Genomic DNA, 14741 nt, shown 5'->3' with positions numbered 1-14741 from the left:
GTTAATCATCCTTCAATGGTTTGATCATTCTAATTAAGGTTTTATCTTTATCGATAAAATGATGTTTTAGTGCCCCTAAAGCATGTAAAACAACCACAGCTATTAGCCCATACGCGGCATAAAAGTGAATTTTACCTGCAATATCTTCTTGGTTTGCGACCGACTCTGGTATTGCCGGTACAGCAAATAAATTAAATACTTCAATTGCACGGCCATCGGCCGTAGAGATTAAATAGCCCGATGTCACAATGACAATTAAAGCTAAATAAATCAGTTTATGTACTGAGTGTGCAACCCGATTCATTGCTTTCGAGCTACCTGCAACAGGCTCAGGTTGAGTACCTAACAAGCGCCAACCAAAACGAAACAACAATAATGCCGCTAAGGTAATACCCACGCTTTTATGCAAATCCAAAGAGCCTTTGTACCAAGCGTCGTAATAGGTTAGCTCAACCATATAAACGCCTAAGCCAAATAAACCAAACACCCCAAGTGCCATTAACCAGTGCACTAAGATGGCCACCCAGCCATAACTTGACTTTGAATTCTTTAACATACTCATTTCCCATGAGAATCGTGAAACTAAATACAGATTAACCGATGGGTTAAATAATGAAAATAGCGTAAAACGAACAGCTTCTGTGCGTATATGCACACTCCAGGTGAAAGTTGTAAGGAAAAAGGAAAACAGGTGCTAGGTGCTAGGTGCTAGGTGCTAGGTGCTAGGTGCTAGGTGCTAGCAGATTATGGAGAACTTATTACCGCAATGTAAAAATGTATCTTCAGTAAAAACGAATGTAGTTTCGCTAAGCTGAGCTGGTGGCTGAATTTGACCGATTAGATACTTTTTTTCGAATTAAATTTGCTACTGGCTTTTCAAAAAATTGATATGAAATAGCTGCTGCTATGACACTCAGCAGCAGAGATAGCAAGAGCTTTAGCTCAATTGACACGTCTAATTGGTTCACTTTTGCGATTATTGGCATATGAAGCAAGTAAAGCGAGTACGATATCTTTCCGATAAAATCACCAAATCGATTAGCGAGCAATACATTATTGTCTGGCACGAGGAAAACAACACAAAAGAAAACAGAGCTCATTACGAGCAGAACTTCATAACTCAACCACATTCTTACCTTATCATCAGTATTTATGGGAGAAAATGCTGGGTACAGCAAAGGAATAAAACCAAGCGTTAATACAAACCAATGTTTTCGCAGGTAATATGGAATAGTTAATGAACGATAGTTCATGCCCAACATAACCCCGACAAAAAAGAAGGGTAATGTCCTTAATACACTAAACAGACTGTATGGAACACCATTAATATCACCATAAATACGTGGATAATTTGTAAAGAACAACAATAGCATTACAGCTAAAATTGAAAGATAAATATACCCTGTTCTATTTTTCGACATTGCCCAAAAAAGTGTAAATATAAAATAAAAGTGTATTTCTGGCGGTATTGACCACAGAACACTTTCGCCATAAATAAACAGTAAATGAGCTATTAAGGTCTCGGTATCAGGAATGTTATAAAGAACAGAACTACCATTATTCGATAACAAGTAAGAGGCAAGAACAACCACTAAATACAAAGGAATAACTCTAGCAAAACGAGCAGAAAAATAGCGGACAATATTATCTTTATTAAAGCCTTTTTCTATATATAGATAAGACATCAAAAAGCCACTAAGAAGAAAGAAAAGCATCACCCCATATGCCCCTGAGCCCCCTCCTAACACACCACCAAGCCAATTAGTTATGTCGCTAAAATGAGTGAAAAAGACAATGAGCGCAGCTAAAGCACGTAGTGAGTTAAGTTTTCTAATTTCCAAAATACGTCCTTGGATAAATGTAAGAACTTATATTAATGTTTAATCGAGCTTTGAATATCTAGTGAAATTGAATAGCTATAAGATTTAACTCAGCCGATTTCAAAAGAAGTAACACCAAAAATACGATTTAATGGCAAGCTCGGACATTCGCTGGTATACATTCTGGCGGTTTCAAATGACACCTGCATGTTGTATTTCTGTGCTAAAGCGACAGCAGCTTGATTGATTTCTGGCGTATCAAGGAAAATAACATCGGATGCACTCGCTTTAGATTTTAAAGCAAGGAACAAAGATTCGGCCAATTCTGGTGAGTCGGCAAATAAAGGGCCAATTTTAAAGCCGTTTTGGCATTTGCGAATTACGCCGTACCCTGCCAATTTCCCGTTGTTCATTATGCCAAACGCATCGCACTGGGGTTGGCTTAACCACGCTTTAGTAAAGTTTGCCCTATTTACCGGGAAAAAAGCCTGTTCGTATGCGTCAATGATTTCGAATGGCACAGCATTAAGATCTACAATATCTGCATTTTGCGGTGACCTACCACCGCCTACTCCTGCAAAGCGAATATTGCGATAGGCCAGATTAAAACCAGACTTTTTATAGTTCTCTTGCTGCTCCACCACACCATCAAGGCCAATATTCAACCCTTCAAGGCGCTTTAACGCGGCATTCCAGATTTGCATTCCGTAACCTTTGCCACGGTAGTCGGGTTTAACAATGTAAAAGCCAATAAAGCCAAATGCATCGTGGTAATTAATGGCAGAAATTGTCGCTATAGGCTCATCGTCAAGAAAACCAACAAAAAACCCTTCAGGATCAGCAGCAAAGTAACAATCAGCATCATTAAGGCCTGGATTCCACCCCTCTGCTGCTGCCCAATCTATCATGAGATCGACTTCCTTCTTGGTCATGGTTTTGATTGTAAAGTGTTTACTTTGCATCTGCTTTCCTTAAAAAATTGAAATACCTCTAACTCAATTGCTATTTGTATTATGAGGCCACTCAAAATACATCTATTTATTAAACGCATTCCTAAATCTAGCCGCTATAAAAATGTATAGTAAATTTCAGAGCAGCTATATTTTACTTGCTGTTATTTCAATCCTATAAACTTCAACACCCTCAGTCCCAACCTCAATCGTTGCAGGTTCGTTAAGGTTTACCATTAACTTAGGTTCTTGAAATTTATTGTAAGAGCCATTTTCAAATTTATATAGTGTTGATGTCAGTGTCACAATTTGGTTGTTCAACGAAGGGGTTACATCAAATTTAAGAATGCCATCTGTAGTCACTGTTTGAATTTTGTCTTCTTCAGTTTTAACTGCGTGCGTTTTTACAAGTTGGTTATTCAAATAAAGGTTAAGGTCTAATTGCAAATTTTCTGCAGCAGAGGCTCCAAATGCCGCGAGAGATAACAGTACCATTCCTAACTTTTTCATTATATTTTCCTTAATAGTAGGCTTATACCTAGAAGCGTGGGAAAAACAACTTAACAGGTACTGAGCCTTGGCGCAATTATTTAACACTCAGTTAGTTAAGCGCTTCATTCGTATGGAAATATCTATTTTTTGAGTGGTGAATACCTACTTGCTATGAAAGCAGGTACAGCTTTTGAAACTTAGAACTTACCGCTTAAAACGATTAGCTTGCTACTATTCGCTTTCTTCCACCAAACCAATATAAATCTGGCTATTGGCATCTACCTGAAAGCAGCTGATCAGGTTTTCTTTCACTAGCTCTAACATAGCGATAAAGCTTACTACAACACCACTTCTGCCCTCTTCAATGGTAAAAAGAGTATGAAAAGGTAATTGTGATTGCGCTTCTGAGAGCTTATCTAATATTAAGCTCATGCGTTCACGGGTCGATAAAGCTTCTGCTGTAATATGATGGTGTTCAAATGTTTTAGCTCGGGCCATAACGTCGCTTAGCGCAACGAGTAAGTCTTTCATGTCAACATCAGGTAACAGTACCTCACGTTCACTGAATTCTGGCACCAGCGCTTCGGCTACAAAGATATCGCGGCCTTCGCGAGGGATTTCATCAAGATTCTCCGCTGCTTTTTTAAATTGCTCATATTCTTGTAAACGTCTTACAAGCTCAGCTCTTGGATCTTCTTCCTCTTCAAGCTCTTCATGTTTTGGCAGTAATAATCGTGATTTAATTTGTGCTAATAGCGCCGCCATCACAAGGTACTCACCAGCTAGTTCAAGCTGAAATTCACTCATCATTTCAACATAACTAACGTATTGCTCTGTAATACTAAAAATAGAGAGCTCTAGTACATCAAGTTTATGTTTTTTGATTAAATACAGAAGTAAATCGAGAGGCCCTTCAAAGGTTTCTAAAATGATCTCTAACGCATCAGGTGGAATGTATAAGTCTTCAGGTTTGTCGACTACCGCTTTGCCATGCAAAAAAGCCAGTGGCAGCTTTTGCTGAACTGGCTCTTGTATATTATCTGGGGCATCAAGCTCTGGGCTAGTCAACGAAGTCTCTACATTTCAAATGGTTTAGTATCACCACAACCCACACGTAAGATTTCAATATCATCATCCGACAAATCAATCACTGTGGTTGCTTGTTCAGGAAGATAACCACCATGAATAATTAAATCAACTTGCTTTTCAATGCGATCGCGAATTTCATCAGGATCAGCCTCGGTATATTGCTCACCCGGTAAAATCAAAGAACACGACATTAACGGCTCCCCTAGTTCAGCCAATAAAGCGCAGGTGATTGGGTGTTCGATAACACGAATACCAATGGTTTTTTTCTTTTCGTTTAATAAACGCTTTGGTACTTCTTTTGTGCCTTTAAAGATGAAAGTATAAGGCCCCGGCGTGTTATTTTTAATTAGTCTGAATAGCTGGTTATCGACGCGAGCATAAGTAGATAGCTCCGATAAGTCGCGGCAAACCAAGGTAAAATTATGGTGTTTTTCAATACCACGAATACGTTCGATGCGCTCTTTTGCTTGCTTATTACCAATGCTGCAGCCAAGTGCATAACCCGAATCGGTTGGGTATACAATAACACCACCTTGCTTAATAATATCAACCGCTTGGCTGATTAAGCGTGGTTGCGGATTATCTGGATGAATATGAAAAAACTGACTCATTACACGCTCCTATTGCCCTTCCCATGCTTGCCAAACCCCTTGGCAATCTTTTGGCAAGTATAAATTTTTACCTAACTCCAACCAACTGGTCGGAAAATGAAAATCTGACCCTTGCGACGCAAGTAAACCATATTCACGACTAAGTTCACCTAAAAACTGGCGCTCACTCGGTGCTTGTTGTGGTTGTGCTACTTCCATTGCATCGCCACCCGCGTCTTTAAATTCAATAATTAACTTACGCAGCCATTTGTTAGACATTTGATATCGCCCAGGGTGAGCGAGTACTGCAACCCCACCAGCTTGGTGAATTGCAGCAATTGCCGTTTGCATATCGCACCAACTACTTGGTACATAGCCTGTTTTTCCTCGCCCTAAGTATTTTTTAAATACGCCAGGGAAGTTTTTAGCTACGCCACGTTCTATCAGTGCACGAGCAAAATGCGCGCGTGTGATTTGTGCGTTTTCAGCGAATGTTTTTGCTTGGTCGTAAATGCCTTCAAAACCATTTTTAGCAAGGCGGCGACCTATCTCGGTGGCTCGCTCTTCACGCTTGGCTTGTTGCGCGTGTAATAATGACAGCAGTGAATTGTTCTCATCATCAATATTTAAGCCAACAATATGAATCTCAAAGCTTTCCCATTTTGTTGATACTTCAACACCAGCAATCAATTTAAGCGGTAAATTATCATCTGCAATGACTTTGCGTGCTGGTTTTATCGCACTTAACGTATCGTGATCGGTAATTGCAAACACATCTATGTTTTTCTCAACCGCGCGGTGTAACAATTGCTCGACTGATAGCTGACCATCTGAGTATGTGGTGTGGCTATGTAAATCGTATTTTATCAAAGGGAAAGACTGCTTTACGTAAGTTCTTGAATCAATGATGTGAGTATAACAAAAATTTAGTGCGAGGGCGTGATTATCTTTTTAAGTAAGATATATAACTGTGTGTTTTACCCTCATAAATGGGCAATTACGATGGGTAAATGCCGAACTCGTATTAATATGTAAATTAATGCTTGACAGTATCGGCTTAGGTACGCTTTACTGTAGGCACTTTCAGACACGTTAAATAAGAAATAACAATGAACAAAACAATTCAAATCACAATTTGGTGGTGGCACTCGTAACTAGCGGGTGACGAATTGTCGTGTCTAACGATTTCAAAACCCGCTCATGTAGCGGGTTTTTTTATATCTAAATTTTAAGGTTTTATAATGAATTACATAGCAACTCTTACACATCATTGGTGGTGGCGCCTGGCTTAGCGGGACGGTAAGGGTCTATCTAATTTATAGGCATCTTTATACGAACCCCGCCAAGCATCGCTTCGCGGGGTTTTGTTTTTTAAAGAGTTTTTGGGAATGAGGGAGAATAAGGTTTGATTTTTAGTCATATAACGACGACACCGGGTGAAGTAACCAGTATCACTCAAGTGCGTGACTACATTAGTAGCCCACTTGCGTTATACAGTTTACTCGATAAGCCTAATTCACTGCTGTTAGAGTCTGCTGAAATTGATTCAAAAGACAGTGTAAAAAGTCTAATTTTGGTTGACTCAGCGCTACGTATTGTTTGCCAAGGCAAACAGGTCACACTCACAGCACAGTCAAATAATGGCAAACAATTACTGCCTTATTTACAAAGTCATGTGCAAAACTGTTCTGCAAAGCTTGTAGATGACACGTTAACGTTAACCTACAACGAGATCGCAAGCGACATTGATGAAGCCAGTAAATTAGTAGCAGATAACGCATTTAGTGCGCTACGTAGCTGCATTAACAGTATTAAAAGTACCACAGACAACCCGTTTTCTGTGTTCTTAGGCGGTGTGTTTGCCTACGATATGGTTGCTAATTTCGAAACCCTTTCTGATGTACCTGACGGCGAAAATAGCTGCCCAGATTATGTTTTCTACTTAGCTGAAACGTTAGTTGTCATCGACCATCAGGCAAAAACAACAGAACTAATCGGCAATGTGTTTAACGGACCTGAAGTACACGCTAACTGCTTTGAAGTGGGTCAACAGTTAGAACGTTTAAATACCGTATGTGACAATGCACAAAGCTACCAAGGGCAAAAACAAACAGGCTCAAACCCTATTTCTATCGATGTTAGCGACGAGCAATACTGTGAACATGTTATCAGGTTAAAAAAGAACATTGTTGATGGTGATATTTTCCAAGTTGTTCCATCACGTACTTTTTCTCTCGCCTGCCCTGACTCACTTCATGCTTACAGCCAATTAAAACAACAAAACCCAAGCCCATATATGTTTTACATGCGCGATGAAGAGTTTGTATTATTTGGTGCATCGCCCGAGTCAGCCCTCAAATATTGTCCAGAGAGTAAACAAGTTGAGGTATACCCTATTGCCGGCACTCGCCCTCGTGGCAAGTTTGCTAACGGACAAATTAATCCAGACCTAGACAGCCGCATTGAGCTTGAGCTTCGCAACGATCAAAAAGAACGTGCTGAGCACTTGATGTTAGTAGATTTAGCGCGAAATGATGTAGCTCGTATTAGCGTACCTGGCACACGCCACGCTAAAGAGTTATTAAAAGTAGACCGCTACTCACAAGTGATGCACTTAGTTTCACGTGTTGTTGGTACTTTAAAGCCAGAATTAGATGCGCTCCATGCCTACCAAGCCTGTATGAACATGGGCACGTTAGTGGGCGCACCTAAAGTACGTGCCGCTGAATTAGTTCGTCAAACCGAACAAAAACGCCGTGGCAGCTATGGTGGTGCAGTAGGTTATTTAACGGGTGATGGTGCCATGGATAGCTGCATTGTTATTCGCTCTGCCTTTGTTAAAAACGGCACAGCCTTCGTGCAAGCAGGTGCAGGTGTGGTGTTTGATTCAGAACCACAATCAGAAGCCAATGAAACTCGTGCTAAAGCGCAAGCCGTGATCACTGCGATTCAATCGACCTACGAGGCACAATAATGACAACAACATCAGCCTATAAAATCTACTTTTTAGATAACTTTGATTCATTTAGTTATAACTTAGTCGATGAACTTTCTATGTTAGGGTGCGAGTTAGTGGTATACCGTAATAACATCAGTGCACAAAGCATCTTTGACAAAATGTGCCAAGAGACAATGCCCGTGTTATTAGTGCTTTCACCCGGCCCAGGCGCACCATCGGATGCGGGTTGTTTAATGGAACTCATTGAACTGTGTAAAGGCCGCTTTCCGATGCTGGGCATCTGTTTAGGACAGCAAGCACTAACACAAAGCTACGGTGGGATTATTGGTCATGCAGGTGAAACAGTGCATGGCAAGTCATCAATTATTGCGTTGACTGAGCACCCAGTATTTGCAGGTATGGGCGATAAAATGCCGGTTGCTCGTTATCATTCATTAATGGCAACCAAAGTCCCTGATGACGTTGAAGTAATTGCTTCTTATGAGACTATTCCGATGGCAATTTACCACCAACAAGATAATGCCCTTGGCTATCAGTTTCATCCTGAGTCAATTTTAACGCCAAATGGCGCATTGCTATTACAGCAAAGCATTGAATTTTTAACCGCACGCGTGCAGTAGAGGAATAACATGGAAGCAACAACCCAAACCCAGTTAAACCAATTATTAGCAAAGCAAGATTTATCATTTCTGCAAGCAACTGCATTGTTTGACGCCATCATGAATGGTCAGCTTAATGATATTGAATTAACCGCTGCACTTATCGCCCTAAAACTAAAAGGCGAAACGAGTGATGAAATCGCCGGTGCGGCAGCATCAATGCGCGCCAATGCAGTGCCATTTAAAACCAGCAAAACCCTGCTTGCAGATAGCTGTGGTACCGGTGGCGATGGCTCAAACACAATTAATATTAGTACCACTGCTGCTATTGTAGCCGCCGCTGCGGGCATCAACATGGTCAAACATGGTAATCGTAGTGTATCGAGTAATTCTGGCTCTGCGGATTTACTAAAAGCCTTGGGTATCAATATCGATATGAGCCCTGAGCAAGCAGCCATTTGTTTAGAAAATACTGGCTTCACATTTTTATTTGCGCCGCATTATCACAGTGGTGTACGCCATGCGATGGGCGTGCGAACAGCCCTTAAAAGCCGCACAATTTTTAATATTTTAGGGCCGCTTGCCAACCCTGCTGCACCCGAGGTTCAATTGCTTGGTGTTTATGACGCTTCACTGTGTTTACCAATGGCAGAAACCTTAAAAACCCTTGGCACTAAACGCGCCATGGTGGTTCATGGTGCAGGCACTGACGAAATTGCCTTGCACGGGACAACCAAAGTGGTTGAGCTAAATAACGGTGAACTAAGCGAATACACGCTAACAGCGAGCGATTTTGGTCTTGCAAACTATTCACTTGAACAACTAGCAGGCCAAGGGCCAGAATATAACGCAAAAGCAAGCTTAGCGATTTTACAAGGTCAAGGTGAAATGGCGCATAACGCAGCTATTATAGCCAACGTTGCGGCACTTCTTTATTTAACTGATAAAACAAGTGATTTAAAAGCAGCCGCAGATCAAGTAAGTGAATTATTAGCATCAGGCAAAGCGATGGACACATTGAACGCAATTATTGAGGTAAGTCATGGCTAACGTGTTAGACAAAATTGTTGCCGACAAACGCATTGAATTAGAACAAAGAAAAGCACAGCGCCCGCTTGAGTCATTCATTGAGGATGTTGTACCAACCAAGCGAGACTTTGAAGCAGCGTTAGCAGCAACTAGCACACAATTTATTTTAGAGTGTAAAAAAGCATCACCGTCAAAAGGGCTTATTCGCGAGCCGTTTAATTTAGACGAAATTACTTCGGTATATAAAAAGTACGCAACCTGCATGAGTGTGCTTACTGACGAAAAATATTTCCAAGGCAGCTATCAGTACCTTGAATATGTGCGCAGCCAAGTTGAGCAGCCGCTAATTTGTAAAGACTTCTTTATTGATGAGTACCAAGTCTATTTAGCACGCTTGTCTGGTGGTGATGCTATTTTATTAATGCTCTCTGTCCTTGATGACGAACAATATTTAGCGCTTCATAAAGTGGCTGATTCTTTGAATATGTCGGTACTCACTGAAGTCAGTAATGAGCAAGAAGTAAGCCGCGCACTTGCACTTAATGCCAGCCTTATTGGCATTAACAACCGCGACCTTCGTGATTTAAGTACTGATCTTGCGACAACAGAGCGATTACGCCAGCTTATCCCAAATGACAAAGTGGTCATTTCAGAGTCGGGCATTTATACCCATAAAGATGTAAAACGCCTAGCGCCATTATGCGACGGCTTTTTAATCGGTAGCTCACTCATGGCTGAGCGCGACTTAGAAGCCGCGTGTCGTAAAGTGATTTTAGGTGAAAATAAAGTGTGTGGCTTAACCCGTTCACAAGACGCGATGGCAGCCTACGCGAGTGGTGCTGTTTATGGCGGTTTAATTTTTTACCCTAAGTCACCACGTTATGTCGATATCGACTGCGCCAAGCAAGTAACACAAAGTGCCCCGCTCGCTTATGTTGGTGTTTTTGTCAATGCGCCTGTTGAACAAGTAGTAGATTATGCACAAAGTTTAAAGCTAGCTGCAGTGCAATTACATGGTGACGAGAATAGCGAATATATTCAAACTCTCAGAAAGCAATTACCGCTTGGCTGTGAAATTTGGAAAGCACAAGCCGTTAAAGGCGAATTACCAAAACCGCTCGAAGGGGTTGACCGCCATTTATACGATACTTACAGCAAAAGCCAAAAAGGCGGCACAGGCGAAACATTTGATTGGTCTGTACTAGAAACGGCAACGGTGCCATTTATGTTAGCCGGTGGTTTAAATCCAGAGAATATTCATGCAGCGCTTTATCGCGGTGCCAATGGCCTTGACCTAAATTCTGGCGTTGAAGCGTCAGCGGGTAAAAAGTGCCAAACAAAATTACAAAATGCGTTTTCGCATATCAGAAATTATTGAGGTTATAATGCAAAATCCAGCTTATTTTGGTGAATTCGGTGGTATGTTTGTACCACAGTTGCTTGTGCCTGCACTCAAGCAACTAGAAGCAGAGTTTAATAAATCACAAAAAGATCCAGCTTTTCAGGCTGAATTTGAAAAACTATTAAATGAATACGCAGGTCGCCCTACGCCACTAACATTGACACGTAATTTAGTTAAAAACCCAAAGGTAAAACTATATTTAAAGCGTGAAGATTTACTCCACGGCGGTGCGCACAAAACCAACCAAGTACTTGGTCAAGCACTACTTACAAAGCGCATGGGGAAAAAAGAAGTCATTGCAGAAACAGGTGCTGGCCAACACGGTGTTGCAACTGCCCTCGCGTGTGCCCTACTTGGCTTAAAGTGCCGTGTTTACATGGGCGCAAAAGACGTTGAACGTCAGCAACCAAACGTATTTCGAATGAAACTAATGGGTGCAGAGGTTATTCCTGTCACAGCAGGCTCTGGTACTTTAAAAGACGCAGTAAACGAAGCACTACGCGATTGGTCTGCTAATTACAAAGATGCTCACTATTTACTGGGCACTGCAGCAGGCCCTCACCCATTCCCAACCATGGTACGTGAGTTCCAAAAAATGATTGGAGAAGAAGCAAAACAACAAGTGTTAAAAGCAGAAGGTCGATTACCGGATGCCGTGCTTGCTTGTGTTGGCGGTGGCTCTAATGCAATTGGTATGTTCACAGACTTTATTGATGAGCCAAGCGTAAAACTGATTGGTGTAGAACCTGCTGGTAAAGGCTTAGATACGCATCAACATGGTGCGACCTTATGTAAGGGCACAAAGGGCATTTTACACGGTACTTATACTTATATTATGCAAGATGATGATGGTCAAATTGAAGAGTCTTACTCTGTTTCAGCAGGTCTTGATTACCCAGCCGTTGGTCCACAGCATGCTCATTTACATGAAACAGGCCGTGCACAATACGTTGGTATTAGCGATACTGAAGCTCTAGAGGCATTCCAATTATTAGCTAAAAACGAAGGGATTATTCCAGCCCTTGAGTCAAGCCACGCCCTAGCATATGCCCTTAAATATGCCGAGCAACAAACCGAAGACACTATTTTAGTGGTTAACCTAAGCGGCCGAGGCGATAAAGATTTGGCTCACGTACACAGTGTTTTATCAGAAGGAGGCGCACTATGAGCCAGACTAACCGTTACGGACAACTGTTCGCCACATTAAATGAAACAAACCAAGGTGCGTTTGTGCCGTTTGTGACCATTGGCGACCCTAATAAAGCACTGAGTGTAGAAATCATCAAAAGCTTAATTGATGGCGGCGCTGATGCCCTTGAGTTAGGTATTCCATTTTCTGATCCGATTGCAGATGGCCCTGTTATCCAAGCGGCCAATATTCGTGCGCTTGATGAAAACATTAATACCCAAGATTGCTTTGATATCATCAAACAAGTGCGTGAATACAATGCAGATATTCCAATTGGCCTATTATTGTATTCAAATCTGGTGTTTAAGCGTGGCATCGAAAAGTTTTATCAAGATGCTAAAGAAGCAGGTGTCGATTCAATTTTAGTGGCTGACGTACCGCTACATGAATCAAAGCTATTTCGCCAAACAGCAATGAAAAATGGCATAGACCCAATTTTTATTGCCACGCCTAATGCTGATGACGACACTTTACGCGAGTGTGCTTCATATGGCCGTGGTTACACTTATCTGTTATCACGCGCAGGCGTTACGGGAACAGAAACTAAAGCACAAATGCCAGCAGACTCGTTAGTTAAAAAGCTAAAAGATTATCATGCTGCACCAGCTTTATTAGGCTTTGGAGTATCAACACCGGAAGATGTTAAATCAGCACTCGAATCAGGGGCCGCTGGGGCGATTTCAGGTTCTGCAGTAGTTAAAATCATAGAAGCAAACCTTGATGACCAAGCAGCGATGCTAAGTGGGTTGAAAGAGTTTGTAGCCAGTATGAAAGCAGCTACAAAATAAGTTGTTTAGTTTACTTAAAAAAGGGCCTTATAGGCCCTTTATTGTATCTAACTATTAATGATGGCGATGCACACCCTCTTTAATTTCTTCAATGAATTTTCGATTAAAAGCCTCTAAGTCAGCAGGGCTTCGGCTTGTGACTATACCTTCATCAACACACACCTCTTGATCAACCCAATTTGCGCCAGCATTGATTAAGTCGGTTTTAATGCTTGGGTATGACGTCACCTTGCGGTCGCGTAATTTGTTAACTTCAGCTAGTAGCCATGGTCCATGACAAATCGCTGCAATGGGTTTATTTTTACCTGCACTGAAGAAACCATCAACAAAGGCTTTTGCTTCGCTATCTTGACGCAGTGTGTCTGGATTGAATAAACCACCAGGTAGCAATAGGGCATCATATTCACTTGAGTCAGCCTCGCTAACCACACGATCCACTGTGACTCTTTCACCCCATTGGTTTTCATCCCAGCCAGTAATATCTCCACGTTCAAGAGACACGACTTCTACAAGTGCACCTGCTTCTAACAATGCGCTGCGTGGTGATAATAGCTCACTTTGCTCAAAACCATTGGTTGCTAGAATGGCAATCTTTTTACCATTAAGTTGGCTGTTTAAATTTGACATGTTATCTCCTTATTTAGGTAAACCTAAAGTAATAGCAGCAGACAACATGCCAAATTTAACACATTGAAAGTATTAACTTAATTTAAAAATATTCTGTTTCAGTGTGTAAATGCTACAACGAATTTGCAAATCCTGCTTATAGAGCGTCTTTTAATGCTTTAGCAGGTTTAAAAACAGGCTTGTTAGCGCCTTCAATTTCAATTTCTTCACCTGTTTGTGGATTACGACCTTTACGTGCTGGGTAATAACTCAATGCAAACGTACCAAAGCCATTAATTTGCACTTGATCGCCTTCAGACAGTGATTTTTCGATAGCATTTAACATACTAGTTAAGGCAGCTTGTGTGTCTTTTTTTGTTAATTCACTGTGGGCAGCCATTTGTGATACTAACGCGGCTTTATTCATAAAATGCTCCAAAATACGCCACTTAATCATCTGAGGTTAAGCGGAAAAAGATAAGGTAAAACAACCTAAACGCAGGTTTAGGCCAGATTGGCTCGGGAGGCTAAGCTTTCAGCTCTACTAAGTCAACCTTGTATCTTGCGCAATAACTTGATACAACCCAGTATCTTTTTAAATTAGAGCATTTATAAATCTATGCATGCGATTATTGAATACATCCCGCTGATTTTGTTCTTTGCGGTTTTCAAGTTAGTTGATATTTATTGGGCAACAGCATTGCTGATGCTAACCACCTTAATTCAGGTTGCTTATTGTTATTTTAAGGATGGCAAAGTGCCGACCAGACATTGGCTGTTTTTTGCCATTGCGGTGGTGTTAGGTACACTTACTTTAGTTTTTCACGATGAACAGTTTGTCAAATGGAAAGCCACCATTGTATATGCAATTTTCAGTGTCACTTTGTTAGTAAGCCGCTATGTACTTGGCAAAAACCTAGTGAAAAAAGCACTTAGCTCGATTTTAGAAAATGCCTCTGAGAGTAAACAAGAAATAAAGGTACCAGAAGCATTATGGAACAAGCTTAACCTGTTTTGGGTTGCAATTACTGCGGGTATTTCTGCGCTTAATATCTACATTGCGTATAACTTCTCACTCGACTTTTGGGTTAACTTTAAAGTGTTTGGCTTAATGGGTATTACCTTTGTCTGCGTGTTAGCAACAATCATCACCCTATTCAAATACTTACCAGAAGATGACGAAGAGAAAGATTCAAAGCAATCTTAGTGTCATAAAACTGTCGTCTTA

Annotated in this window: 16 protein-coding genes; 7 read left to right on the top strand and 9 right to left on the bottom strand. The window is 41.1% G+C overall.

Annotated features, from left to right (window positions below; genetic code table 11):
- Position 1: 1 nt before the first annotated feature.
- The 7 genes from QUE86_RS14325 to rnm all read right to left on the bottom strand — a co-directional run bounded on the left by QUE86_RS14325 (position 2) and on the right by rnm (position 5811).
- Entirely contained in the window at positions 2 to 556 is a 555-nt protein-coding gene (locus QUE86_RS14325) for a cytochrome b (RefSeq protein ID WP_256854536.1), read from the bottom strand.
- Positions 557 to 806: 250 nt separating this feature from the next.
- Positions 807 to 1841, bottom strand: coding sequence for an acyltransferase family protein (locus tag QUE86_RS14320; protein WP_286258007.1), 1035 nt, complete (start codon positions 1839 to 1841; stop codon positions 807 to 809).
- A gap of 89 nt (positions 1842 to 1930) precedes the next feature.
- The gene (locus QUE86_RS14315) at positions 1931 to 2782 is read right to left on the bottom strand and encodes a GNAT family N-acetyltransferase (RefSeq protein ID WP_286258005.1); all 852 of its coding nucleotides are present in this window, start codon (positions 2780 to 2782) and stop codon (positions 1931 to 1933) included.
- A 135-nt stretch (positions 2783 to 2917) separates the two neighbouring features.
- A complete protein-coding gene (locus QUE86_RS14310; protein WP_286258003.1) occupies positions 2918 to 3280 on the bottom strand; it encodes a hypothetical protein in 363 nt (120 codons plus the stop codon).
- 213 nt (positions 3281 to 3493) lie between these two features.
- On the bottom strand, positions 3494 to 4330 hold the full coding sequence (locus QUE86_RS14305; RefSeq protein ID WP_175580461.1) for a segregation and condensation protein A: 837 nt from the start codon (positions 4328 to 4330) through the stop codon (positions 3494 to 3496).
- Positions 4331 to 4338: 8 nt separating this feature from the next.
- On the bottom strand, positions 4339 to 4962 hold the full coding sequence (locus tag QUE86_RS14300) for an L-threonylcarbamoyladenylate synthase (RefSeq protein ID WP_167658620.1): 624 nt from the start codon (positions 4960 to 4962) through the stop codon (positions 4339 to 4341).
- Positions 4963 to 4971: 9 nt separating this feature from the next.
- A complete protein-coding gene (gene rnm / locus QUE86_RS14295) occupies positions 4972 to 5811 on the bottom strand; it encodes an RNase RNM (protein ID WP_130051769.1) in 840 nt (279 codons plus the stop codon).
- A 535-nt stretch (positions 5812 to 6346) separates the two neighbouring features.
- On the opposite strand from rnm, the gene QUE86_RS14290 reads away from it, so the two are divergent.
- From QUE86_RS14290 to trpA, 6 genes are read left to right on the top strand one after another with little or no spacing between them, the layout of a single operon-like run.
- Positions 6347 to 7915, top strand: coding sequence for an anthranilate synthase component 1 (locus tag QUE86_RS14290; protein WP_256854540.1), 1569 nt, complete (start codon positions 6347 to 6349; stop codon positions 7913 to 7915).
- Positions 7915 to 8520, top strand: coding sequence for an aminodeoxychorismate/anthranilate synthase component II (locus tag QUE86_RS14285; RefSeq protein ID WP_130051771.1), 606 nt, complete (start codon positions 7915 to 7917; stop codon positions 8518 to 8520). Before QUE86_RS14290 ends, QUE86_RS14285 begins: the two co-directional genes overlap by 1 nt.
- Positions 8521 to 8529: 9 nt before the next feature.
- Complete coding sequence (trpD, locus tag QUE86_RS14280) at positions 8530 to 9549, top strand: anthranilate phosphoribosyltransferase (RefSeq protein WP_130051772.1); 1020 nt, start codon at positions 8530 to 8532, stop codon at positions 9547 to 9549.
- Positions 9542 to 10906, top strand: coding sequence for a bifunctional indole-3-glycerol-phosphate synthase TrpC/phosphoribosylanthranilate isomerase TrpF (trpCF, locus tag QUE86_RS14275; RefSeq protein ID WP_286257997.1), 1365 nt, complete (start codon positions 9542 to 9544; stop codon positions 10904 to 10906). Before trpD ends, trpCF begins: the two co-directional genes overlap by 8 nt.
- Before the next feature lie 7 nt (positions 10907 to 10913).
- Entirely contained in the window at positions 10914 to 12098 is a 1185-nt protein-coding gene (gene trpB / locus QUE86_RS14270) for a tryptophan synthase subunit beta (RefSeq protein WP_130051774.1), read from the top strand.
- Positions 12095 to 12907: a tryptophan synthase subunit alpha gene (trpA, locus tag QUE86_RS14265; protein WP_167658621.1), complete on the top strand. Its 813-nt coding sequence runs from the start codon at positions 12095 to 12097 to the stop codon at positions 12905 to 12907. The genes trpB and trpA overlap by 4 nt, the downstream gene beginning before the upstream one ends.
- Before the next feature lie 54 nt (positions 12908 to 12961).
- Here trpA and QUE86_RS14260 read toward each other — a convergent pair whose 3' ends face one another.
- Together QUE86_RS14260 and QUE86_RS14255 are read right to left on the bottom strand one after the other, a co-directional pair.
- Positions 12962 to 13534, bottom strand: a complete 573-nt coding sequence (locus QUE86_RS14260; protein ID WP_167658622.1) for a type 1 glutamine amidotransferase domain-containing protein — start codon at positions 13532 to 13534, stop codon at positions 12962 to 12964.
- A 136-nt stretch (positions 13535 to 13670) separates the two neighbouring features.
- The gene (locus tag QUE86_RS14255) at positions 13671 to 13940 is read right to left on the bottom strand and encodes an HU family DNA-binding protein (protein ID WP_130051777.1); all 270 of its coding nucleotides are present in this window, start codon (positions 13938 to 13940) and stop codon (positions 13671 to 13673) included.
- A gap of 192 nt (positions 13941 to 14132) precedes the next feature.
- Between QUE86_RS14255 and QUE86_RS14250 the strand changes: the two genes are divergently transcribed.
- Positions 14133 to 14720 (top strand): inner membrane-spanning protein YciB, encoded by a 588-nt coding sequence (locus tag QUE86_RS14250; RefSeq protein ID WP_167658623.1) that lies wholly within the window; start codon positions 14133 to 14135, stop codon positions 14718 to 14720.
- Positions 14721 to 14741 lie beyond the last annotated feature (21 nt).

The organism is Pseudoalteromonas apostichopi (assembly GCF_030297135.1).
Lineage (GTDB): Bacteria > Pseudomonadota > Gammaproteobacteria > Enterobacterales > Alteromonadaceae > Pseudoalteromonas > Pseudoalteromonas apostichopi.
The sequence above is the reverse complement of the archived record's forward strand: the minus strand, read 5'-3'. Positions and strand labels throughout refer to the sequence as shown.

Coding starts and splice junctions, on each gene's coding strand:
- QUE86_RS14325 (WP_256854536.1), bottom strand. CDS start 556: ATGTTAAAGAATTCAAAGTCAAGTTATGGCTGGGTGGCCATCTTAGTG.
- QUE86_RS14315 (WP_286258005.1), bottom strand. CDS start 2,782: ATGCAAAGTAAACACTTTACAATCAAAACCATGACCAAGAAGGAAGTC.
- QUE86_RS14310 (WP_286258003.1), bottom strand. CDS start 3,280: ATGAAAAAGTTAGGAATGGTACTGTTATCTCTCGCGGCATTTGGAGCC.
- QUE86_RS14300 (WP_167658620.1), bottom strand. CDS start 4,962: ATGAGTCAGTTTTTTCATATTCATCCAGATAATCCGCAACCACGCTTA.
- QUE86_RS14285 (WP_130051771.1), top strand. CDS start 7,915: ATGACAACAACATCAGCCTATAAAATCTACTTTTTAGATAACTTTGAT.
- trpD (WP_130051772.1), top strand. CDS start 8,530: ATGGAAGCAACAACCCAAACCCAGTTAAACCAATTATTAGCAAAGCAA.
- trpCF (WP_286257997.1), top strand. CDS start 9,542: ATGGCTAACGTGTTAGACAAAATTGTTGCCGACAAACGCATTGAATTA.
- trpB (WP_130051774.1), top strand. CDS start 10,914: ATGCAAAATCCAGCTTATTTTGGTGAATTCGGTGGTATGTTTGTACCA.
- trpA (WP_167658621.1), top strand. CDS start 12,095: ATGAGCCAGACTAACCGTTACGGACAACTGTTCGCCACATTAAATGAA.
- QUE86_RS14260 (WP_167658622.1), bottom strand. CDS start 13,534: ATGTCAAATTTAAACAGCCAACTTAATGGTAAAAAGATTGCCATTCTA.
- QUE86_RS14255 (WP_130051777.1), bottom strand. CDS start 13,940: ATGAATAAAGCCGCGTTAGTATCACAAATGGCTGCCCACAGTGAATTA.
- QUE86_RS14250 (WP_167658623.1), top strand. CDS start 14,133: ATGCATGCGATTATTGAATACATCCCGCTGATTTTGTTCTTTGCGGTT.